Source organism: Paraglaciecola sp. QJM3NY_14 (assembly GCF_056173245.1).
In genome coordinates this window covers 3,375,595-3,398,637 of record NZ_CM149664.1, presented here as the reverse complement: position 1 = coordinate 3,398,637, position 23,043 = coordinate 3,375,595, and the positions used below count along the sequence as shown (strand labels likewise).

General features: G+C 45.9%; 20 protein-coding genes. 9 read left to right on the top strand and 11 right to left on the bottom strand.

Annotated elements, in window-relative coordinates:
* Positions 1 to 51 precede the first annotated feature (51 nt).
* Positions 52 to 1,134: an alcohol dehydrogenase family protein gene (locus AC0VYA_RS14425; protein ID WP_475488748.1), complete on the bottom strand. Its 1,083-nt coding sequence runs from the start codon at positions 1,132 to 1,134 to the stop codon at positions 52 to 54.
* Positions 1,121 to 1,666, bottom strand: a complete 546-nt coding sequence (locus AC0VYA_RS14420; protein WP_475491075.1) for a TetR/AcrR family transcriptional regulator — start codon at positions 1,664 to 1,666, stop codon at positions 1,121 to 1,123. The genes AC0VYA_RS14425 and AC0VYA_RS14420 overlap by 14 nt, the downstream gene beginning before the upstream one ends.
* Positions 1,667 to 1,872: 206 nt before the next feature.
* On the opposite strand from AC0VYA_RS14420, the gene AC0VYA_RS14415 reads away from it, so the two are divergent.
* The 3 genes from AC0VYA_RS14415 to AC0VYA_RS14405 all read left to right on the top strand — a co-directional run bounded on the left by AC0VYA_RS14415 (position 1,873) and on the right by AC0VYA_RS14405 (position 7,333).
* A complete protein-coding gene (locus AC0VYA_RS14415; RefSeq protein ID WP_475488747.1) occupies positions 1,873 to 2,856 on the top strand; it encodes a DNA topoisomerase IB in 984 nt (327 codons plus the stop codon).
* Between the two features lie 763 nt (positions 2,857 to 3,619).
* A complete protein-coding gene (locus AC0VYA_RS14410) occupies positions 3,620 to 6,271 on the top strand; it encodes a TonB-dependent receptor (RefSeq protein WP_475488746.1) in 2,652 nt (883 codons plus the stop codon).
* Positions 6,272 to 6,829: 558 nt separating this feature from the next.
* Positions 6,830 to 7,333: a DUF2059 domain-containing protein gene (locus AC0VYA_RS14405; RefSeq protein WP_473474919.1), complete on the top strand. Its 504-nt coding sequence runs from the start codon at positions 6,830 to 6,832 to the stop codon at positions 7,331 to 7,333.
* 208 nt (positions 7,334 to 7,541) lie between these two features.
* On the opposite strand, the gene AC0VYA_RS14400 is transcribed toward AC0VYA_RS14405, so the two are convergent.
* Positions 7,542 to 8,498 (bottom strand): MBL fold metallo-hydrolase, encoded by a 957-nt coding sequence (locus AC0VYA_RS14400; RefSeq protein ID WP_475488745.1) that lies wholly within the window; start codon positions 8,496 to 8,498, stop codon positions 7,542 to 7,544.
* 156 nt (positions 8,499 to 8,654) lie between these two features.
* Between AC0VYA_RS14400 and AC0VYA_RS14395 the strand changes: the two genes are divergently transcribed.
* Entirely contained in the window at positions 8,655 to 9,776 is a 1,122-nt protein-coding gene (locus tag AC0VYA_RS14395) for a DUF2855 family protein (protein ID WP_011575615.1), read from the top strand.
* 31 nt (positions 9,777 to 9,807) lie between these two features.
* On the opposite strand, the gene AC0VYA_RS14390 is transcribed toward AC0VYA_RS14395, so the two are convergent.
* Positions 9,808 to 10,272 (bottom strand): DUF2244 domain-containing protein, encoded by a 465-nt coding sequence (locus tag AC0VYA_RS14390; protein WP_475488744.1) that lies wholly within the window; start codon positions 10,270 to 10,272, stop codon positions 9,808 to 9,810.
* A gap of 214 nt (positions 10,273 to 10,486) precedes the next feature.
* Here AC0VYA_RS14390 and AC0VYA_RS14385 point away from each other — a divergent pair, with 214 nt between their 5' ends.
* The 5 genes from AC0VYA_RS14385 (at position 10,487) to AC0VYA_RS14365 (ending at position 17,511) form a co-directional block, all read left to right on the top strand.
* On the top strand, positions 10,487 to 11,464 hold the full coding sequence (locus AC0VYA_RS14385; protein WP_475488743.1) for a sulfite exporter TauE/SafE family protein: 978 nt from the start codon (positions 10,487 to 10,489) through the stop codon (positions 11,462 to 11,464).
* A 176-nt stretch (positions 11,465 to 11,640) separates the two neighbouring features.
* On the top strand, positions 11,641 to 12,678 hold the full coding sequence (locus AC0VYA_RS14380; protein ID WP_475488742.1) for a formate dehydrogenase accessory sulfurtransferase FdhD: 1,038 nt from the start codon (positions 11,641 to 11,643) through the stop codon (positions 12,676 to 12,678).
* Between the two features lie 74 nt (positions 12,679 to 12,752).
* A complete protein-coding gene (locus AC0VYA_RS14375; protein WP_475488741.1) occupies positions 12,753 to 15,062 on the top strand; it encodes an FdhF/YdeP family oxidoreductase in 2,310 nt (769 codons plus the stop codon).
* 194 nt (positions 15,063 to 15,256) lie between these two features.
* Positions 15,257 to 16,027, top strand: a complete 771-nt coding sequence (locus tag AC0VYA_RS14370) for a tetratricopeptide repeat protein (protein ID WP_475488740.1) — start codon at positions 15,257 to 15,259, stop codon at positions 16,025 to 16,027.
* Between the two features lie 374 nt (positions 16,028 to 16,401).
* Positions 16,402 to 17,511: a mechanosensitive ion channel family protein gene (locus AC0VYA_RS14365; RefSeq protein ID WP_475488739.1), complete on the top strand. Its 1,110-nt coding sequence runs from the start codon at positions 16,402 to 16,404 to the stop codon at positions 17,509 to 17,511.
* Between the two features lie 62 nt (positions 17,512 to 17,573).
* Here AC0VYA_RS14365 and AC0VYA_RS14360 read toward each other — a convergent pair whose 3' ends face one another.
* From AC0VYA_RS14360 to trpB, 7 genes are all read right to left on the bottom strand, one after another.
* Positions 17,574 to 18,911 carry an ATP-binding protein gene (locus AC0VYA_RS14360; protein WP_475488738.1) on the bottom strand — a complete coding sequence of 446 codons (1,338 nt, stop codon included), beginning with the start codon at positions 18,909 to 18,911 and terminating at the stop codon, positions 17,574 to 17,576.
* A gap of 3 nt (positions 18,912 to 18,914) precedes the next feature.
* Positions 18,915 to 19,595, bottom strand: a complete 681-nt coding sequence (locus AC0VYA_RS14355; protein ID WP_011575607.1) for a response regulator transcription factor — start codon at positions 19,593 to 19,595, stop codon at positions 18,915 to 18,917.
* The gene (locus tag AC0VYA_RS14350) at positions 19,595 to 19,870 is read right to left on the bottom strand and encodes a PepSY domain-containing protein (RefSeq protein WP_475488737.1); all 276 of its coding nucleotides are present in this window, start codon (positions 19,868 to 19,870) and stop codon (positions 19,595 to 19,597) included. The genes AC0VYA_RS14355 and AC0VYA_RS14350 overlap by 1 nt, the downstream gene beginning before the upstream one ends.
* 272 nt (positions 19,871 to 20,142) lie before the next feature.
* Positions 20,143 to 20,556 (bottom strand): alternative ribosome rescue aminoacyl-tRNA hydrolase ArfB, encoded by a 414-nt coding sequence (gene arfB / locus AC0VYA_RS14345; protein WP_473474903.1) that lies wholly within the window; start codon positions 20,554 to 20,556, stop codon positions 20,143 to 20,145.
* Positions 20,557 to 20,678: 122 nt separating this feature from the next.
* Positions 20,679 to 20,978: a YciI family protein gene (locus tag AC0VYA_RS14340; RefSeq protein WP_475488736.1), complete on the bottom strand. Its 300-nt coding sequence runs from the start codon at positions 20,976 to 20,978 to the stop codon at positions 20,679 to 20,681.
* Positions 20,979 to 20,987: 9 nt separating this feature from the next.
* On the bottom strand, positions 20,988 to 21,830 hold the full coding sequence (trpA, locus tag AC0VYA_RS14335) for a tryptophan synthase subunit alpha (protein WP_475488735.1): 843 nt from the start codon (positions 21,828 to 21,830) through the stop codon (positions 20,988 to 20,990).
* Entirely contained in the window at positions 21,823 to 23,010 is a 1,188-nt protein-coding gene (trpB, locus tag AC0VYA_RS14330; RefSeq protein ID WP_475488734.1) for a tryptophan synthase subunit beta, read from the bottom strand. Before trpB ends, trpA begins: the two co-directional genes overlap by 8 nt.
* Positions 23,011 to 23,043: the final 33 nt, after the last annotated feature.

Genomic DNA, 23,043 nt, shown 5'->3' with positions numbered 1-23,043 from the left:
AATTTGGACGGCGCTATCAGATTTAAAACAAATTCAAATCAACTTTTAGAGTCAATCAATACTCAGCACTATCTTGCCTACATGATGTTTTTCGGTGAAGACTTTTTGAGCCTGCGCTATGTCTTTTAGCGGAAACGATTGGGCAACAATAGGTGAAATCTTACTCTGCTCGATGTAGTCCACTAAGTTTTGAAAAACACCAGCCTCTAATACTGTACAGCCAAAAAAGCTGAGATCTTTTAAGTACAGGGTTCTAACATCTAACTCGACGATTGGGCCGCCAATGGCACCGGCAACCGCGTATCGGCCGTGACATTTAAGCACATCAAGTAAATTAGGCCATGCGGACCCTGCAACCAAATCGATGACCACATCTATACTATTCGCTTTTAGCGTTGCAAGTAAATCAGCATCGCGGCTGATGACTTCATCGGCACCTAAGGCCAACAGCTGTTCGTTTTTGGCTGGGCTGGTGAGCGCAATAACATATGCCCCACGTGCTTTTGCCAATTGTATGGCTGCTGAGCCCACGCCGCCTGAAGCGCCCGTGATCAACACTCGTTCGTTAGGGGCTAACTGAGTACGAGTCAGCATGTTTTCAGCGGTCGAGTAGGAACAAGGGAAGGTGGCTAACGCTAGATCGCTCAACTCACTTTGAATAGCGAACGCATGGCGAGCATCAACTAGCGTATATTGTGCAAAGCCACCGTCGCATTCAGAGCCAAAATACCAAGGTGTATCTAACGTTTTTCCGTTCACTTGGCGAATGCAAGGCTCTATCAATACTCGTTCGCCAACACGGCTATTGGCGACCTGACTTCCGACCGCTACGATTTGGCCACACACATCGGCCCCTTGTATACGCGGAAAGGTCAATGCGTTGCCTGACCAACTTGCGTCTGCGCCATCGGCATCACTTTTAGAGTACCAGGCAGTACGTGTGTTAATGTCGGTGTTGTTTACCCCCGCAGCTTTCACCCGTATCAGTACTTCATGATCTTTGGGTGAAGGAACAGCAATATCTTGATTGTACTGAAGCACTTCAGGGCCACCGTGACCAGTAAGTTGCACACCCATCATTTTTTTGGGAATAGCGACGATATTAGGGGCGTTAGTGATGTTAGGCATGTTCATTTTGCTCCATCATTTGTTGAACTGATAATTTTGCAGATTCGATAGATTCGTAGCCCAATATAGGCCACACATTCGAGACTCCCTCGTGAAGTAACAGTAACGCTGTGGCTAAGTGAGGCCGCTGAGCTCGTTGAGCTAACAGTAAACGTACATCGTTTTTGTGCTGTGAAACCGCCGCTTTTATTTCGAGGTTGTCAGGGAATGCCGCTAACGCTTGCAACGACATACACCCATGGGGGGCAAACTCTGTCATCCACTGATCAAGCCTCTCGAAAGCCGCTAAAATCGCCTCTTTGCCATCTTTAATGCGGGCATCTGCTAAAAAAGCTAAATAGCGCTGATGTCTGTGGGTCAAAGCCGCGACAATCATTAACTCTTTTGAAGGATAATGTTTGTATAGTGTACGCAAGCTCACGTTACAGGCTGTTTTTAATTGTGAAACGCTGGTTTCAGCGAAACCATACTGGCTAAAGGCAGCCTCTAAACTTTCGGCAATTTGTGCTTTCAATGTCTGGCGCTCCAAGTGCGGCATTAAAGGTAGAACGAAAACTCTACCTTTAGAGTAGAGTGAACGTTCTACTCTGTCAAGGACTAGGTCAAGTCGTTCTTTCCCGAAAGTGCCCATTGTTGGTGTTTTTTATTTCTTAAAAAACCGTAAGTAAGTGAACTAGCGACGGGTAAATGCAGTATGTAACTTATTAAAATAACTGCGCAATACGGAATGAAAGGAGATTGGATATGGAGCGCTTTATTATTCGAAAACCATTTGGTGATAAGTTTACCTACCAGTACCCTTCTGGCAGAACGGTTAAAAACAAGGGCATTAAGCGCTGGGTGCAAAGCTTAGCGATCCCTCCTGCGTGGCAGGAGGTGCAAATTGAACTCGACCGCAGTGCTAAGGTATTGGCCTTTGGCCGGGACGCGCAAAATCGCAAACAATACATATACAACCCTAAGTGGACTGAGCAGGCCAGCGAGCAGAAATTTGAGCGCATTTTGCGCTTTGCCAAAGAGCTTTCCACTATGCGGCGCGTGACAGGGCAGCATATCACCCAGCGTCCTATCGACGAAAATGTGGTATTAGCTTGTATGACACGCATGTTAGATGACGCCTTCTTCAGACCTGGTAACCCAAGTTACACCAGAGACAACCAAACTTATGGCTTAACCACGCTGCGCGTAAAGCACATGAGCATTGAGCGTGGTCATGTAGAATTTGATTACGTCGGAAAAAGCCACAAACAACAGCACCGCGAAATCCACGACAATCATGTCACCAAGGTGTTAGCCCAATTGGAAAAAATGACTGGCTACGAATTGTTTGATGTCACACTACCGGATGGGGAGCGTAAAAATATTAGCGCACAGGAGCTAAACCAATACATTGCAGAAGTAATGGGGGAAGATTTTAGCGCGAAGGACTTTCGAACATGGGCAGGCACGGTACTGATGGCTATCGCACTTGACGAACTTGGTCCGGCCGATGATGAAAAGCTAAGCCAAAGTAATGTGCTAGCGGCAGTCAAAAAAGTGGCTGGCGAGCTTGGTAACACGCCAGCAGTATGCCGCTCAAACTATATTCACCCCGGCGTTATCCTGCACTACGAAAGTGGTCGTACTCTTGATTATTTTCGCAAACAACTCAAGCGCACGGGAGCCAAATACTTTAGCCCAGATGAAAAAGCCACCTTAAAACTGCTTGAATATCTAGTCGAATCTTAACTCTATCGTTTTAAATTATTTTTTATTGGGGTTGCATTTATTAAATATATGCCTTGTTAAAGGTCAATAGTATAAATTATACGCTGAAAGGGTTGCTGCTAGTTGTTATCAACTAGCAGCAATTAGCACCAGGGAGGTACATAACAGTTCACTACGCTGTCGATAACTATTATGCCGAATTCACACACCAAATAGCATAGGTCTAGTGTAAGTTTTGCGTAAATAGTGTGCATATAGAGTGCATAGAATGTGTAGTAAAGCGATGAATAATGAATTTTAATTCATCTTTTATAATAAATTAGCTGCCGGGTATATTTTGTTTTCCCCACATTGAGTACGCCAAACTAGGTCTTCAATTTAAAATTAAACTCACAGCTCTACTCCCCTGACATCCCTATGTTATTAACATATTTTGACTCATTCTAGCTAATTCGCACGCAATCATAAATTGAACATGCCGATAACTTTCTCTTGCATTTATATATAGAGTTAAGCAAATTTCCGCGTTCAAATTTTGTTCTAATTGCATAGTTATGCAATGTTATGTCAGAGACTGTAAGGGCAATGTCAGCAGATAGTAAATTATTGTTTGAATGCCGTTTTTTTAATCCGTTTGATTTGATTCATTTCTACTCTCAGTGCTTAATTTCGCGCTTGGGTGTATCCCATAAATAACATACAGACACGCAGTGTCACTCATAAAATAATAAAGAAAATGCATTCATGTGATTTATGTTGCATGGGTCCATTTAGGGAATTTGAAATGTTTATCAAGAATGCTCTAACGCAGTCGATCCGACTCTCATTACTGGTTACAGGCTCAGCCATGCTGCTACCTAGTGGCATGGTTGCAGCGCAAGAAACTGACGATCAGGCAAAATCCGTAGAAAAGATTCAAATAACAGGCTCGCGTATAAAGCGCACCGATTTAGAATCCGCAAGCCCTATTTCCATTATCAGCGCCGAAGATATTACCTTAGGTGGCTTTACCTCCGTTGAGCAAGTGCTGCAGCAAAGTACAGCATCAAGCGGTATGGCAACGGGTGCTGCAACCAATAACGGGGGAGCAGGGGCCGCGCGTATTAACTTACGTGGCTTAGGCACCAGTCGTACACTTGTGTTAGTCAATGGCCGTAGAATGGTGAATTCAGGTACGGGGGCTGATTCTTCCGTGGATCTAAACACCATCCCGTTAGCGGCAATTGAGCGCATTGAAGTGCTAAAAGACGGTGCATCTGCCGTGTATGGCTCTGACGCCATAGCCGGTGTTGTGAATATTATTACCAAAACCAATTTTGACGGTATTGAGTTATCCATGGGGTACGCTGGCTCAGATGAAGGCGATGCCAACACAGCCGATATCAGTTTGGTCACAGGTGGCAGCAGTGAAAAAGGCAATTTTGTGTTGGGTTTAAGTTATGTCGATCGTGGTAAAGCGATGCAAGGTGATCGTGGATTCTCAGCCTGTCCAGATAACGACTTCGATGATTCAGGTGCATGCGTCAGTGGTAGTTCATACATCCCAGGCGGCAACTACAACTCAGGAGACGGTTGGGGAACCCTAGACAGTGATAAGAACTGGACAGAGGGCTACAACGCCTATAACTACGCTGATAGCTCGTATCTATACACACCGCAAAAGCGGATAGGCCTATTTGCCAATGCGAATTATGATATCAACGAAGACACACAAATTTATGTAGAGTCGTTATATACCAAACGCACATCTACTCAGCAAATGGCCCCATCACCCATTGAAGCCATATTAACCGCTGACGCCACAGGCAATCCTTTTGGCACAGCGACCTCTATGCGCCGGCGCATGACAGAAGTAGGCGATCGCGTGTTTGACCAAGTCACAGATACCTTACGTGTGGTGATGGGCGCTCAAGGTGTATGGGATGTCGGCTCAGGTTATGACTGGGATCTTTCCTACTCGTATGGCCGAAACGATGCCACAGACCGTTCCTCCAACTACATTAATTTAACCAAGCTTTACAACACCATGGACGCATCAATTTGTAATGACGTTAGCATTCCCTGTCAAGATTGGTTCGTTAATGAAGGTGAGCTTTCTAGCGATACCATTGACTATATTTCGTACACGGACCAAGCCAGTGGCGGTAACGAATTCAATATCGTAAACCTTAACGTTACTGGTGATTTGTTCGAGCTTCCAGCTGGTTTTGTTGGTTTTGCAGCAGGCGCTGAATATCGCCGTGAAAAGGGTTGGTATCAGCCAGATGCAGTGACCGTCGCCGGGGATGGCAGCGCATCAGCGCAAGCGCCAACATCAGGGGATTTTGACACCACGCAAATTTACGCTGAATTTGCTATTCCGCTTTTGACCGATTTGCCGTTTGTGAAAAGTTTATCGGTTGATGCAGCCGTGCGTTGGTTTGACTACAGCACGTTTGATTCCGACACCACTTGGAAGTTAGGCCTAAGCTGGCATGTAAATGACGATTTAATGCTGAGAGGTGTGGCCTCTACCGCGTTTCGCGCCCCAACGGTCGACGAGCTTTACGGCGGCGATGTTGGCTCATACGATTATTTAACCGATCCCTGTTCAGGGTATGGCGCTGGCGATCCGAGTTCAAGCCTGTATCAAACCTGTGCGGCGCAAATTAATAACGCCAACTTTGTGTACAGCGACGGCCAGATTGAAAACACCTACACCACTGTGGCCAATTTGAGCCCAGAGGAAGCCGATACCTTTACTCTAGGTTTGGTGTACAACCCTCATTATATCGAGGGCTTATCCGCCACGATTGATTACTTCAATATTGACGTGAGTAATGCGATTTCACGTATCTCTACCCAAACCTATTTGGATCAATGTTACGCCGGCGAAACATCCTACTGTAACGTGCTAAACATCACGCGGAATGAAATCACGGGCAACATCGATTACATGGAATCGCCCCTGACTAATGTGGGAACGGTTGAAACCCGCGGCGTTGATATGAACATGACCTACGTGTTCGAAGCCATGGGGTACGATTGGGGCGTCAACTTAGATGCTACCCGCCTGCTTGAATACACAGAAGACGAGGTGGAATACACGGGTAAGATTGATGGTACGAACGGCGGATTCGCCAAATGGAAATCTAACCTAGGCATCAAAGTGGGGCAAGATGATTGGACCGCAAGCTACAAAATCCGTTACATCGGTAGCATGACAGATGATTACTACGCTGCTTATGACTTAGTGCAAGACGTAAGCTCTGTGACCTATCATGACTTAGCCGCGCAATATTTTGTGAATGACACGTGGTCAGTCTCAGCAGGTATCGACAACGTGTTTGATAAAACACCGCCCTACATATATTCATGGAATAACGCCAACACCGTACCCGAAGTATATGACGTAATGGGCCGCTACTATCATGCCAAGGTCACAGCACGCTTTTAAACTAGAAAGCTAGAAAGCAAACAGGCAATCGAGCATTTAAGATGCGTCAAGCAAAAATCCGGTAAAGGTTATTTACCGGATTTTTGTGTGTTATCCAATCAATAAACAAACCAGTGATAAAGCCAACATTTCTGTTCTGCAGCTGTCTGAGTGTCGGCAATATTAAAGAAAGGAGCACCAATTTCGTTTGACGACTCACTAGCATCCTTAAAATAGTACCTTCAAAAGGTGGTGATTCGCCTATCCCCAGTTATTCATAAATATTACTCCTATCATTTGAATACGCTAGAACTCAAAAAGTCAGAAAAATCCAGTGTATGTGTCATTAGACTCGACGATATATTTACGATGGATGAATAGGTTGTTTTTTTACTCGTTCCTGTCACGATTTTTTGTACGCAATGTAAGCAAATAGACGCAAAAATAGTTTATGCTAGGGGCGTTATTAACTGAAATACTTAGTTTTAATTGATTTTGATAGCGCAGGTATAAGGATCACGAATTAAGCAATTTTGAATACGCGGGCCGTTATTTACCCTCAAACCTAAAGGATTAAAAATGAAAGTACGAATTTTACTGTTAACCTTATTATGCATCACTTTTGGCGCTCAGGCTGAGACCAAAGCGAGCCGTGAATCGGTTGAAAAATTGATGATGTTAACGGATGTATCGAAAATTATGGATGCGATGCAAGGGCAGGTGAGCACTATGTTTAATAACATGGCCACTCAAATGAATATTTCTGAACCAGAAAGGCCCGCCTTTGAAAAATACATGGGAAAGATTGATCAATTGCTCAAAGAGAAAATGACCTGGGAACAATTTAAAGAGCCCATGATCAATGTGTACTTAACGCATTTTAATCAGCATGAAATTGATGGTTTAATTGAATTTTACAAATCAGATGTCGGTAAAAGCATGACACAGAAAATGCCTTTAGTGATGCAAGACTCAATGATGGCGGGTCAACAAGCTATGCGCAGTCTAATGCCTGAAATACAAGCAATTGCCCAAGACATGCAGAGCGAAATACAACAGGCTCGGCAGCAAGACAGCGAGTAACTAAGCGGCTTGTTAATAAACTTTATACCAATCTTTGTGGCAGGCTTTATAGGTTTGTCATACTTAAGAAAGTAGCAAAAAGCGGTCTCATTCCGTGTTCTTATTTCACTGAATGAGATGGCTTTTTCATATCAAATGTTTAAGAGTTAAGACTGTACTTCAGTCATAGTACTTCATATCAAGCCGTTCTCGCTAAACTCATGCTTCTTCAAAACGTCGCCATATCTGTTGCCAGCTCTACTGTGCCAGTATAGTGCTGCTGGATAAAGCCAAGCGTGGCTTCGCTGTCATTACGTGTGCGATTCATAAAGTGGGATAACACCACGCGATTTGCGTTCGCTTGTTGGGCTATTTTACCAATATCCAGTGGGCGCATATGTAAATTGATGGCAGCGCCAGATGCACTTTGTGGCACAGCATTGTGCATAACCAAAATATCACTGTCTTTAGCCAAAGTAGCTAAGGTATTGTTTTTGTTACTCATATCACCTGAAAAGGTAATGCTGCAGTCACCTATGTCAACGCGCCAAGCAATGGCAGCAATAGGGCCATGATGTACTGGGCTGGCGGTGATAATGATGTCATCACTGATCTTTTGGCTGTGCTGTTTTATTGGCGTCAGGGGAATGTTTTGCGCGTTGATATGATAGTCAGCTTGGCTGGTGGGTTGGGTATAATCACTTAAATAAGCAAAAGCCCCATCGCCTCCCATTAGGCTTGCTAAATACTCGCTGGTATTCGGCATCATGGCGTTCCCCTCAGGACCGAACACGGTTAAATCTTCACTGCGTGAGGTGAAGTAAGAGCCCTTGACGTAGGCGGGTAAATCGCCGCTGTGATCCACATGTAAATGGGTTAGCAATATTCCTTGTAAATCGGCGAAGTCCGCCCCTGATGCGCCAAAATTAACGCTGCTGCCAGGACCTGTATCAATTAACACCCGCGCTTTATCGTTATGCCAAATAAGGTAGCTGGACGAAACACGCCCATCGTCTAATTCTGGGCCACCAGAGCCCAGCACTTGCAAGGTAACATCTTGCTTAGCACAACTTTGGGTAGGCGCTGAGTGAGCACTAAAACCAGTGGCTAGTAGCAACATTGCTGCGGCGTGTGATGCTAGCTGCTTTGGTGAAATAGAGTGTGATACGGTGTTAATTATTGCCATGGACTGTCCTTGATTTATAAGATTTCTGCGCAGAAATTAGTCGCTGTGATGTGCGCGTATTCACAAATATGATGGATTTTGTAGCATAAAAATTTCACTACATCCCTATAATCGTTGCAGATTTCATTGCAGTTTTCTCATACAAGGACACACCTCATGTCAGACAATAAGCTCAACGATACTAAAATTAACAATACACAGATTTGGGTGAACAAAGCAGATATTTCTCAAACCAAAATTGTTAAAGGCGAGCTAGACGCGGCGCAATTGCAAGACGGACAAGCTATTTTAAAAGTCGATAGTTTTGGTTTTTCGGCCAATAACATTAGTTATGCTGTCACCGGCGAAAAAATGGGTTATTGGGGATTTTTCCCTGCTGATGAGCAGTGGGGCATTGTACCTGTTTGGGGGTTCGGTACTGTTATTGCGTCCAAGCATCCAAGAGCCGAAGTCGGTGAAGTGGTGTATGGCTATTTTCCTATGGGTACGCATTTGCTGGTGAATGTGGACAAAGCCACTGACGTGAGCTTTTTTGATAATCACCCCCAGCGGGTCAGTAGCTCACCTGTGTATGACAACTACTTACGTTGCGCCCAAGACCCAGCCTACCAAGAAGACTCCCAAGCGTGGTTACTGAATTATCGACCCTTGTTTATGACATCGTTCGTGCTGGACGATTTTGTGGGTGAACACATTACCGATAAAGTGACGACTGTGTTACTCACCAGTGCATCAAGTAAAACGGCATATGGTTGCGCGCATCTATTGATGAAACACAAAGCACAGCGCGGTGGACATTACCGGGTCGTGGGGTTAACCAGTGCTGCGAACAAAGCGTTGACTGAATCGTTTGCTTGTTACGATGACGTGCTCGAATACAAAGATATCGATCAGATAAGCCAAGACGGTGAAAGCTGGGTGCTGGACTTTGCGGGCAATAAGCAACTGCTCTTAGACCTGCAAGATCTATTAGGCGACAAACTGTCTCGCGAGGTCTTTATTGGCGCCACGGACGTGAAATCGCAAACCAATAAACCCAAAGGTAAATTACACGGGCAATTATTCTTTGCGCCTCATCAAGTGAAAAAACGCACAGAAGAGTGGACGCGAGAAGGGTTCAATGAGCGTTACGCGCAAGCGTGGGGAAGTTTCAACGCGCACATGCAGGGCAAAATCGAAGTGGTCGATTACCAAGGTGCTCAGGCGATTCAAGATTTATATCAACAAGGTTTGGCCGGAACACTGAACAACGAAGAAATTAATGTACTCACCTTTTAAGCGTTTGAGACATAAGTGAAATGGTGGCCAGCTACGCTTGCCACCATTTATCGCTTAATACTTGAATGGGTAACGCTTTCAAATGCGCCAGTGCAACCATGCGGTCGCTTTGATTCAAAAACTCTCCAAACGTCACATGCCGCGTATCGTCAACAAAACGCAATTGAATACAATCGTACTTGCTGTTGGCTTCTACTAAGCCAAGGTAGGTTTGATGACGCTTGAAAAGCCAGCTCTTTCGCGGTCTGTAGGTACCCGCTTGCAGTTTGATGTCGGTTTTGCTGATGGTGATGACTTGCTGCTGATAAGTAAAAAGTGACACGCGATAAGAAATAAACCACAGTAACCCCACTTCAATGCCCGCGAAAGGCAGTACTAACCACGCGCCGACAAATGTCCACGCTAACGCAATGCTCATCACGATAAACGCCATAGCACTGATCAATAGCTTGGTTTGCGCCCAGTTGGCGGAACGATTAGGTGATAAGGTCAGCACCCAGCGCTCTTGTGTTTCAAGCAAGCTAACCACAGGGAGTTTGCGCGTTTAACATGCCAAGCGCACACAGCGAAGTTGTGGATATGCGAAGCAATAAGAGTGTGACGATACGCGTGATCATTAAAGCATAACAACCTTAGTAACCTGAATTACTTTGCGCGAATATGGGTTTTCTGGCAAAGTCATGTCGATATCAAAATGTAGTGTAAATTCAATGTTTTCTCAATTTTCTGCTGGGCAAATTCGTAGCTTCTTGATCGCAACCTGGTGCGTCGTTTTGGCGTTTCAGCAAGAGCCGATTCAACTCTTTACCCAGCACGCGGCTTTCGCTTTTTTAGGTGTGATGGGCGCGGTGTTTGCGAACGCCACAGGTGCAGGTGGTGGCGTAGTGTTTGTGCCGTTTTTTAATCAAATGGGCTTTTCACCCGTCGCAACGGTCGCCACGAGCTTTGCCATTCAGTGTTTTGGCATGACGGCGGGGGCAATGACCTGGTGGCGCTTTCATGTGGCGCAAAGCGGTGATGACGTGCAAACAATTGAATACTTCGATGAGACCTCAGGGCAACTTTGTGATGAAAGCAACTCTCATGATAAACGTGCCACGGAAACTCTGCATATCACTCAGTGGCAGAGTTTGTATCCAGTATTGTTACTGAGCATTCCGGCATCGATTGTGGGCTTGCTCATTGCACAGTTTAACCCTAACTGGTTTGGCGTACTCGCCCAGGGTGATAAGTTACACATTGGCTTCGGTGTGTTTTCTATTTTGCTGGCAATCAGCATGTTTTTGATGGTCACCATGGCAGGGCGCAGCACTTTAAAACTACGATTACGCCCGTTAGATAGTATTTTGTTACCGATTATTTGTATTTGTGGCGGCGTAATTACGGCATATTTGTCCATTGGGGTAGGGGAGTTGGTGGCCGTGTATCTAATTATGCGCGGCTTCAATGTGACCTTTTCAATTGCATGTGCCGTCATTTTAAGTGCCGTCACTGTATGGTCGGGTGTAGTGCACCATGTTTTGATGACCCATGCTATTTATTGGCCTGTTGTGCTATTTGCAGGGCCTGGTGCAGTGGTGGGCGGCATATTGGCGAAACGGCTGGTGCTGCATTTCTCGCCCACTCATTTGAAATTGTTTTTCGCGAGTTGGATCTTAGTCTTAGGTGTATCCGGCTTAGTGTTTTAATTAAGCTGCGTTTTCACAATGTTATACTTTAACTAAGTTGCCTTTTAAGCGAGTGCCATTTAACCGAGCTGCACGTTAACAAATTCAAACATTGCTCAACCAGTTCTGCACTTAAAACGTGTTAATTCATCTTATCAAATGCTGAATTAACGACTGATTTATTTTTCTATATAAAGGTGAGCAGAGTTAAAACATTCCCAATAACGCGCCTTGTAACAAAGAACTTTGTTTCGGAACAAGGTAACAGCCTTGAGCTGGCAAGAAGCCTTGAGCTGGCAAACAGCCAGGGGCCAAAAAACAGCCTTGAGCCAAAAATCAGCCCTGAGCGAAAGCAAAGCTCCGTTGGCCGCTTGGCCATTGACGATATCATCGCCAGTGAAGAGCCTCTGGAAATTTGGTTGAAGCACCCTCTCAAACAGGGCGGTAACGCCAGTTTATTGTTGACCACTATGCGCAGCCCAGGGGACGATACCGCATTAGTGAGGGGGTGGCTGCACACCAGCGGATTGTTAGCAAATAGCGCAGATATTCAAAGCGTTACTCATACCGGTAGTGAGCGAATAAAAGGTAACGAGGCAAATCAGATACTCGTGACTTTACACCCACAATCTGACTTAGATGTTACCTCAGCGCAAAGCCAAGGGGGGAGTCACATCGAGTACGTTAATTCAGGCTGCGGTGTGTGTGGCCAACGCTCTATTGATGTATTGCTTGATAAAATTCCCCATCGAGATACGCCCAATAACGCTTCGCTGTTTTCGCTGTTTACTAACGAGGTTTTATCTTTAGCCGATGCACTTCGCCAACAGCAAACCGCCTTTGCGGCAACGGGAGGCAGTCACGGGGCTGGGCTGTTTGTACTACCAGAGCATGCCAATCTGAATGCTCCGAAAACAGGGGCAATTAGGCTTATCGATGTGCGTGAAGACATTGGTCGCCATAATGCCCTCGATAAACTGATTGGTGCCAATTTACCCACGCTTCTAGTGGGAAATACCCCGGAAAAACCGAAGGAGTACGGGGTCGTCATAAGCTCGCGGATCAGTTTCGACTTGGTACAAAAAGCCGCCATGGCAAATATCGGTATGATCCTAGCCATGGGGGCACCGTCCACGTTGGCTATCGAGCTGGCCAACGAATGCGATATTTGCTTAGTGGGCTTTATTAGCCAAAAACGTATCAACGTATATACCTGCGACCACAGAATTGTATAGTGGCTTGCCTAATTTAAAATCATGACTCAGTGCTTGCCAGTTTCTGTCGGTGAGCGTTGATCTAAGGAGTCAATATGAAAACCGATTCACGCGTGAGTGAAAAGTCACCCTCATTCGACCCATCTGATACGCAGCGCATTGAAATCAGTCAGCCTAAAGAGTGGGCCGCCGGAATACCGGCCGTATTATCCGCCTACAAAAATGTGACGACTAAAGCCGGAGCGATTAAAGGGACGCGGCTATTATCTGATCTAAACCAAATAGAAGGGTTTGATTGCCCCGGGTGCGCTTGGCCTGACCCACTTGAAAAACGCGCCACGTTCGAATTTTGTGAAAATGGCGCCAAAGCAGTTGCCGATGAGGCCACTACTAAGCGCGCTGATGCTGAATTTTTTGCTCAGCACAGTGTAAGCAAAATGCGTGGAGAATCAGACCGCTGGCTAAACGACCAAGGCCGATTAGTACAGCCAATGTGGTTGCCAGAAGGGACAAGCCATTATCAGCCAATCGAATGGGATAGTGCGTTCGAGATGATAGCCACCCAATTAAATCAATTAGATACGCCGGATCAAGCGGCATTTTATACATCTGGGCGTACAGGTAACGAAGCGGCATTTTTATATCAATTGTTCGTGCGAAAATTTGGTACCAATAACCTGCCTGATTGCTCAAACATGTGCCACGAATCAAGTGGAGTCGGCCTAGGCGAAACCATCGGCGTGGGCAAGGGCACAGTAAGCTTAGAAGATTTGGAGCATGCAGAGGCCATTTTTGTGTTCGGCCAAAACCCAGGCACGAATCACCCGCGCATGTTGGCATCGCTGCAAGGGGCGAAACGCCAAGGGGCGAAAATAGTTGCCGTAAACCCGCTGGACGAAACAGGGCTTAAACGTTTTAAAAACCCGCAAGAAGTGTCGGGCGTCATAGGCAGCGGTACTGCGCTGCGCGATGTGTATTTACCGGTCAAAATAAACGGTGATGTAGCTTTGCTAAAAGGCTTATGTAAATCGCTGATTGAGCGAGACAGTCAGCACCAGCCAGTATTGGATCATCAGTTTATCGAGCAGTATTGCCATGGTTTTGATGAATTTAAAACGGACATTGAACAAACGTGTTGGCAAGACATAGAGCAGGGCAGCGGATTGACCCAAGCGCAAATTGAGGCAGCCGCTGATATTGCATGCGGCTCTAAAAAGACGATTTGCTGTTGGGCCATGGGCATGACGCAGCATAAGAATGCCGTGGCCAATATTCAATTGATGACTAACTTTTTAATGCTACAAGGTAATTTGGGTAAACCTGGCGCGGGCGTTTGCCCCGTGCGTGGCCACAGCAATGTTCAGGGCGATCGCACTATGGGGATTTGGGAAAAACCGGAACCCGCATTTTTAGATGCCCTTGAAAAGGAATTCAGCTTTAGCCCACCGCGCAAAGACGGCGTTGACGCTGTAGAGACAGTACACGGCATGCAAAAGGGCGATATAAAAGTGTTGTTCGCCCTTGGGGGCAATTTTTTCAGGGCCATGCCTGATCACCAAGCCAATGATAAAGGCCTAAGCCAGTGTGAATTAACGGTACAGGTGTCTACAAAGCTCAATCGCTCGCACTTACACACGGGCAAGCAAGCTTTAATTTTACCCGCCTTAGGGCGCACCGAAATAGACACTCAAGAAAGCGGTATTCAAACCATTACGGTGGAAAATTCAATGGGGGTGATTCAAACATCTCACGGTAAAATTCCCCCAGCATCAACCTTGTTAAAAAGTGAGATAGATATACTTGCGCAGTTAGGCGCGCATACCCTTAAAAACGACAGCATAGATTGGTTAGCCTTACGTACAGATTACCGACTTATTCGTGACCATATCGCTAACGTGATCCCAGGGTTCGAAAACTTTAACCAACGTATTGATGAACTAGGTGAATTTGTAATGCCCAATGGGGTACGGGACGCTCGTACATTTGCCACCGCCACGGGAAAAGCCAATTTTGTGGTGCATGCGATTGAAAGTGTTGAAGTGCCCGAGGGATGTTTGTTGATGATGACTATTCGTAGTCACGACCAATTTAATACCACTGTATACACCAACAATGATCGCTATCGTGGTATTCATGGTACGCGTAAAGTCTTATTTATTAATCGCTTGGACATCGAAGCATTAGGCTTAAAGGCCGGTCAACATGTGAGTATCCGCAGTCACTGGCCAGACGATAAGGCTGCGCTACGTGAAGTAAGTGACTTTGCCTTAGTGGAATATGGCATTCCCAGAGGTTGCGCTGCAGCGTACTACCCTGAGACCAACGATTTAATACCCATTGACAGTGTGGCGGATAAAAGCAATACGCCAGCTTACAAGTCAATCGTCATTAGCTTGCATGCTTAGTGCGTGCTCGCTATGCATAGACGTAGCGCATACGTTTAAGCTCTGCGCATACGTTAAAAATCAGTGCATAGGTAGAGCCGCGGCTAAAACGATTGGCTAATCAATACCGTGGACTTTTATCAGTCGCGCTGATAGACAGAGCTTCGAATTGCGAGATAAACACGGTAAACCATAATAAAAAGGCAAAAAAAACAGTGGTCAAAACAATCAACAACAGCGTAATTGGCAACGCGTTACCAGCGCGAGGTCGCACACAAGCGATCTTACTCGGACTTTCATTATTAGCCTGCGCAGCATCATCTACCCTTGCCTGCGCCGAGCCAATCGGTGACGAAGTAGCCAGCCTAGACGGTGGCAGTGCTCATCAAGCCGCTTCTTTTGTGTTGGATGCAGGTGTTACACCTGAACTGCACGCCCTGCAACAGCGCTGGGCAAAGGTGAATTACACCTTCAGCGGCGACGAGCAAATTGACGCATTCAAGGTGTTAGTCACCCAAGCAAATGAACTGGTTCAGGACCAGCCTGAAAATGCCGGGTATTGGGCTTGGTTAGGTATTTGCCAATCCACTGCAGCGGCGGCAATTGGTGGGACTGATGCTCTTGGGTTGGCAAAAAAAGCTAAGCTCTCTTTTGAAAAATCTCTTGAACTGGATAACGACGCGCTAGATGGGGTCGCGACATTCTCCCTAGGTACGCTTTATCATAAAGTGCCGGGATGGCCCTTAAGCTTCGGCAGCGATAAACAAGCCAAGAAACTGTTGATAAAAGCCATTGAGCGTCACCCCGCCAGTATCGACAGTAATTTCTTTTACGGCGAGTTCTTGTTTAATGACGGTGATAGCGAAGACGCGAAAGGGTATTTGCTGCGCGCAAAACAAGCACCGGTGAGACTCGACAGACCCATCGCCGATAAATATCGCCGTATGGCCATAGACGAGCTGCTGGTAAAAATAGAAAACGATTGATGAGACAAGGGATCATGCATGTGGCTTTGCAGTCTCAGAGTCGTCATCAGCACATAGATAAATAGCTAGGCGCAGCATCATGACTGCTCAGTTTAACCGACATGGGTAGCGTCTCAGTATTAATCTCAATTAGTGATGTGTGTATTTGGCAGCTTCCTCTGACGCGATTCCCCGGTCGCACCGGGGCAAGCTTCCAATTTAAATGGCAAGAAAGCTTCATCATCTACGATGCGACATGCAGTCACTCTTTTTACCGATACTCATGAATTTGTCTAATCCTAAGTGACTGCCAGCATAATGCCTAGTAGCGTATAGACTGTGTTAAATAGCGGATTCGGTTATACTTTTGCCATAGATACCATTGGAATAAATACATGTTTGAGCAGTTACATCAAACCATTACCCCCTTTTTAACCTTCTTTGGCGATAATCGTTATACCCAAGCGGCGCTGGTTATTGTTCTTTCGTTTGTGGTTGCCTCGATTTTTAAGTATGTATTGATTGTGGCGCTAAAAGCCTTGATTTCGCGAGTTAATGCCGATTTAGATGGCAGTTTTTTGCATTTGCTGCACACCCCTATCTATTACAGTTTGCTGTTGATGGGGTTTTCCAGTGCGGCGTCAATTCTCGCGCCGTCTGACTTGTATGCGCATATTATATTTTCCTCGCTACAGTCGATTTCGATCCTTATTTGGACCGCGTTCTTTTTACGCGCAAACCATGTTCTGTTGCGCCAAATAGCGCTTAACCCTAACCGCTTTCATGCAGTGAATAACAAGACGCTGCCACTGTTTTTGAACTTGGTGAACATTATTATTTTGGTGCTGGCGGTGTATTTTGTGTTCTCGGTCTGGGGCGTAGACATGACCGCTTGGTTGGCATCAGCGGGAATTGTCGGTATCGCTGTGGGCTTTGCTGCCAAAGACACCTTGGCCAACTTGTTTTCTGGGGTATTTATCATGGCAGACGCACCCTATAAAATTGGCGATTATATTGTGCTTGATTCTGGCGAACGGGGGGAGGTTACCCATATCGGTATGCGTAGCACGCGTATGCTAACCCGTGAAGATGTGGAAGTGACCATTCCAAATTCAGTGATGGGCAATTCTAAAATTATTAATGAGTCAGGTGGACCCCATGAGAAATCTCGCTGCCGTGTGCCCATTGGCGTATCTTACAATGCTGATATTGACGAAGTGCGAGAGGTGCTGATGCAGATAGCGTTCGCTGAAAAAGCATACGTGTGTGACGACCCAGAGCCCAGAGTACGTTTTCGCCGCTACGGGGCATCCGCGCTGGAGTTCGAGTTGTTGGTGTGGATCACTAAACCCGCATTGCGTGGCAGAGTGATTGACATACTCAACAGTGAAATCTTTAAGCAGTTCAAGCAACGGCAGATTGAAATACCGTACTCTAAGCACGATTTGTACATTAAAGAAATGCCTGATCGTCGCGTAAATTATTCTGGTGAAGAGCCTGAATAATTCACCTAGCGTGAATAAGTCTTTGATTCAGTTTTCATCCGCCAAAAATGTATATGATAGATTTATTTTGACGGCGCATTGATCATTGTAAAACGCACACAAATGCGTGCTCCACCCAATTCACTGTCTTCGATGAGCAAGGTGCCCTGATAGGCGTCAACCAAATCAGCTACTACGGCCATGCCGATCCCTTGGCCTTCTTTGTAGCTGTCAAGACGAGTACCTCTGGTCAGTAATAACTGACGTTTCTCTTTCGGAATACCAGGTCCGTCATCTTCCACATCAATCTGTACAAACTTTTCGTGCGTTGAAATCTGAACTCGAACCTTGTGCTTTGCAGCTTTACAGGCGTTATCCAATAGGTTGCCCAATAACTCCATTAAATCCGTGCTATCACCGAAAAATTGACCTTTTGTGTCACTTTCTACGTGTTCAATAGACAGCTGCTTTTGAGCATGCACTTTGTTCATGGCATTGATTATTTTGTTCAATACGGGCGATATGTCTACGGCTTGCTCCCATGCAGCGCTGCTGCCCGCAACAGCACGTTTTAATTGGCGCTGAATTTGCAAGTCAATCTGATTGATGGGCTCTCTGGCATCATCCGGCAATGCTGTATTGCCAGATAGCACAGCTAAAGGGGTTTTCAAGCCGTGGGCCAAGTCACTTAAGCTGTTTTTGTAGCGGCTGCGTTGTTGTTGCTCGGTGGCGAGCAGGTGGTTAATACTGCTTTTTAGTTTCTCAAGCTCAGGGGGATAGGTTTGGCTGATGTGTTGAATGTGACCGGCTTCCGCCTGTTTGATTTGTTTGATCAAGCGGTTAATAGGCCATAGCGCCGCATTTAGACTGAGAATCAATAACCCAAGCAAGACTAATGCGATCAAGCTTAGCCAGCGCCACAGCGTGGTGATAAAGGCCTGTTCCTGAACGTTATATGCGTTCTTATCTTGCAGAATATAAAAACTTACAGGAACGAAGTGCCCGCCAGCATCGAATTCTGCTGTGTAAGCAAACAAAAAGTAAGGTTCGAGTAAGGCATATTCTTCATCGAAACGTTCTTTACCCACTTCCGGCGCATAGAATTCGGGCATCACTTGCCAATTTAGGGTTGATAACGAACGCCACACCATACGATCGTCAATTTTAATAAACGCGTACAAGCCAGAATCTGGGATGTTGAGCTGATCGTTAAAGAGGTGCTCAGGCATAACGGGTTGGGTACCCGACATTTCAAATTCAGAAATCAGCGTCAAGCTTTGCACCCGTAATTGCTGCTGCATTGATTCACTTAAACTACTGGTAAACGCACTCTCAAGGGTAAACGCGGCCAGCGGAATGAATACGACCAATACCAAAAGGGCAGCGGCAAAACTGCGTAGGCGTAACGATAAATTGCGCACCTGTTAGACTTGGAATTCTCGACTGATGCGATAACCACGCCCGCGCATAGTTTCAATCGGGTTGATGCTTCCTTGTGGGTCGAGTTTTTTACGTAACCGGCCAACGAATACTTCAATGACGTTGCTGTCCAAATCAAAGTCTTGATCGTATATGTGCTCGGTAAGCTCTGTTTTTGACACCACCTTTTTGGGGTTTAACAGCAGGTATTCAAACACCTTATATTCGTAAGCAGTCAGTTCGATATCTGTACCGCTGACGCTCACCTGTTCACTTAAAGTGTTTAGGCTGATAGGGCCAAGTTCAATGGTAGGATTAGCTTGGCCAGCGGAGCGCCTAATAAGCGCTTTAACGCGAGCGAGTAATTCTTCGTTTTGAAAAGGCTTAGTCAGATAGTCATCTGCGCCTGCATCTAGACCTTCGACTTTTTCTTGCCAACGATCACGCGCGGTTAAAATAAGGATAGGGCAAGAAACGTTATTTTTACGGGCTTTTTGAATGACTTCGAAACCATCCATTACGGGCAAACCGATATCGATAATCGCTAGGTCGTATGGGTGCTCACTTAATAAAAACAGTGCCTTAGCGCCATCGTCGGCTAAATCGACACTGTAGCCATGGGTTTGTAAAAGTGTGTCTAACTGAGTTAATAAACGGCTGTCGTCCTCGACAATTAAAATGCGCATTAGTCGTCCTTCTTACCACTTTTTACAACTCGACCTGAGCGTTTATCAACATCAACGTTGACCACACGCCCTGATTTTTGCAGTACTTTTACGCGGTATTTATTTTTACTTTGGTCAACTTTCAATACACGACCCTGTACCTGCTGCTGGGCTTTTTGAGCAGCTTGGTTCTTATCTATTTTAGCGTTATCGTCTTGGGCATAAGCATGACCTAGTAACCCCAATGACAAACTGATAAATAAAATAAAGAGTGTATTTTTAGCGATATGTTTCAACGATTGACCCCATTCACAAACGGTTACAGATAGTTTAGCGCAATCAATACCTTGGTGGAAATACTTCTACTTAAATCAACATCCTAAGCAAGTATAAATTCCCCTAAAGGTTTAGTGCGCCAGTGACGAAGTTTGCTTCGAGGGTAAGCATACGGTGTGTTAGCTGAATTTTGCCTGAATCAATTGTGCTTGAGCCACAGTTAGTAGCGAAGAGGGCGGCGAAAAATGTACTTACAAATTAAGGGCGATAGTGAAAAGTCACAGAGAAGCGATTAAAAATCGACTTTTTTCCTAAGCTGCTTCTTTTGCCCTGATTTCTTTTTGGTCTCTACTCGGCGCACTTGTGAGCCTTTGGTGGGTTTTGTGGCTTTACGGGGTTTTTGTACGACGGCAGCTTCTCGCACAATGGCGGCCAAACGTTCTAATGCGTCTTGGCGATTCATTTCTTGGGTACGATGGGCTTGGGCTTTTAAGACCAATATGCCGTCTTGGGTTATGCGCTTATCGTTACTGTTTAACAACTGCTCTTTATAAAACGCAGGTAAAGATGACGCTTTAATATCAAAACGTAAATGAATGGCGCTTGATACCTTATTAACATTCTGCCCGCCAGCACCTTGGGCACGAATAGCAGTTAGTTCAACTTCGTGATCTTGTAGCGAAATATAGCTTTTGATAAAAATCATTTTGTTGTCCTTTTACGGCAGCGGCTTTTTAGGTGGTAGCTTGGCTAACGCGCTAAAGAATGCGAGGCAGATTCGAAGGGATATACGCATTGCCTCGCACACAGTGTTGTAGCCTAAATGCGTTACGGCAGCACCTTAATGTAGGGTTTTACCGTGACGTTTTTGTACACGCCTGCATCTATATATGGGTCAACATCAGCCCAAGATTGGGCGTCCTCTAAGCTGGGAAAGTCAGCAATAACCAGAGAGCCAGTAAAACCGGCTTCACCTGGGTCTTTGCTGTCAATGGCTGGGCATGGCCCTGCGACCAACAGACGCCCTTCATCACTTAGCTGTTGTAAACGGGCTAAGTGCGCAGCACGTGCTTGCTTGCGAAGTGGCAAACTGTTTTCTACGTCTTGTGAATACACTACATACCACATGGGCTTTCCTTATTTTTTAGTTGCTTGTTTCATAGCGCTAACAAACTCACGAAGCTTGCTAAGCATCACTTCAGGCTGAGACAGGTTTTTTTCAATGATATTCACTGTTGCCGAGCCTGAAATAGCGCCGGCTGCACCTGCGCTAATCGCTTCTTTGACTTGCTCAGGTTTAGAGATACCAAAGCCTAATAGTGGCGGAGCCACCTTGTACTGAGTCAACTTGGCAATCAACTCACTGGCAGGAATGGTGGCAGCTGTTTCAGCGCCGGTTACGCCAGCGCGGCCAAGTAAGTAAGTGTAACCTTGTGATTTTTGACCGATCTCAGCCAAGGTCTCATTACTGGCGTTAGGCGGAGCAATCAGGATTTGCTTAATACCTGTTTCGTTGGCAATAGCAACAAAGCGGTCTGCTTCACGAAGTGGCACATCAGCAATCAGAATCGAGTCAACACCTGCATTAGCTGCATCGTTATAGAATTTTTCAAGACCGGGCTTAATCACTAAGTTGCTGTACAGCAACAAGCCAATAGGTGTATCAGGGTAGATTTCACGGAATTGACGGATCACCTCAAAACAATCACTGGGGTGAATTTTATGACTCAGGGCACGAATACTCGCTTGCTGAATCGTAGGGCCATCGGCAATAGGATCAGAGTAAGGAATACCTAACTCAAGAGCATCTGCGCCGCCTTCAGCCAAGGCTTTTAAAATCTCTAGGGACGTGGCGATGTCAGGGTCTCCTAGCATCACGAAAGGGACAAATGCGCCTTCATTCGCTGCATCTAAACGGGTGAACATACTGCCGTAACGGTCGCAGCTATGGATGTCGTTATGTTCATTTTGATTACTCATTGGTTTGGCCTCCCAAAATACTGTGTACGTGGGCTAAATCTTTGTCGCCACGACCGGACAAATTAACCACTATGATAGTGCCATCTTCAGCTTCATCTGCCATGTTTAAGGCATGCGCCAAGGCGTGTGATGATTCAAGGGCCGGAATGATACCTTCCTTGCGGGATAATAATTGAAATGCATAAAGCGCTTCGTCATCGGTGACAGCGGCATAGGTGGCGCGGCCAATATCGTGTAAATGAGCGTGCTGGGGACCAACGGCTGGGTAATCAAGCCCTGCAGATACCGAATATGATTCTTCAATTTGGCCGTCTTCATCTTGCATGATGTAGCTATATGCACCGTGCAAAATGCCTGTGGTGCCTTTACCGATAGCAGCGCCGTGTTCAGCCGTGTGCAAGCCTTTACCGGCTGGCTCAACACCGATTAACTGCACGCTTGGCTCGTCAATAAAGTCAGCGAACATACCAATAGCGTTTGAACCACCACCAACACAGGCGACAACCGCATCAGGTAAGCGACCTTCTTTGGCCATGATTTGCGCGCGTGTTTCTTCGCCAATCATACGGTGGAATTCACGCACAATAGTCGGGAACGGGTGAGGACCAGCCGCGGTGCCAAGTAGATAGTGAGCTTTATCATACGTGGCAGACCAGTCACGCATGGCTTCATTCACGGCATCTTTTAGGGTGCCTGAGCCTGCGTTTACGGGGATGACTTCTGCGCCCATTAAACGCATTCTGAACACGTTCGGCGCTTGACGCTCAACGTCTTTGGCTCCCATGTAAATGCGTGCTTTTAAGCCTAACAGTGCGCAGGCTAATGCTGTTGCAACGCCGTGTTGCCCAGCGCCGGTTTCAGCGATGACTTCGGTTTTACCCATACGCTTGGTCAGTAGTGCTTGACCTAGTACCTGATTGGTTTTATGAGCGCCGCCATGAAGTAAATCTTCACGCTTTAAATACAGTTTCACATTTGGGTTGGAAACCAAGTTACGTGACAAGGTCATTGCCGTGGGGCGACCTGCGTAGTCGGTAAGCAATTCCATAAACTCTTTTTGGAAATCGGGATCGTTTTGCGCGTCAATAAATGCTTGCTCTAATTGATCAAGCGCGGGAATAAGCAGTTCTGGTACATACATACCACCGAACTGTCCGAATTTGCTCTCTAAATGATTCATAATAATTTCTCGTCTTTAAATCGTTAAAATGTG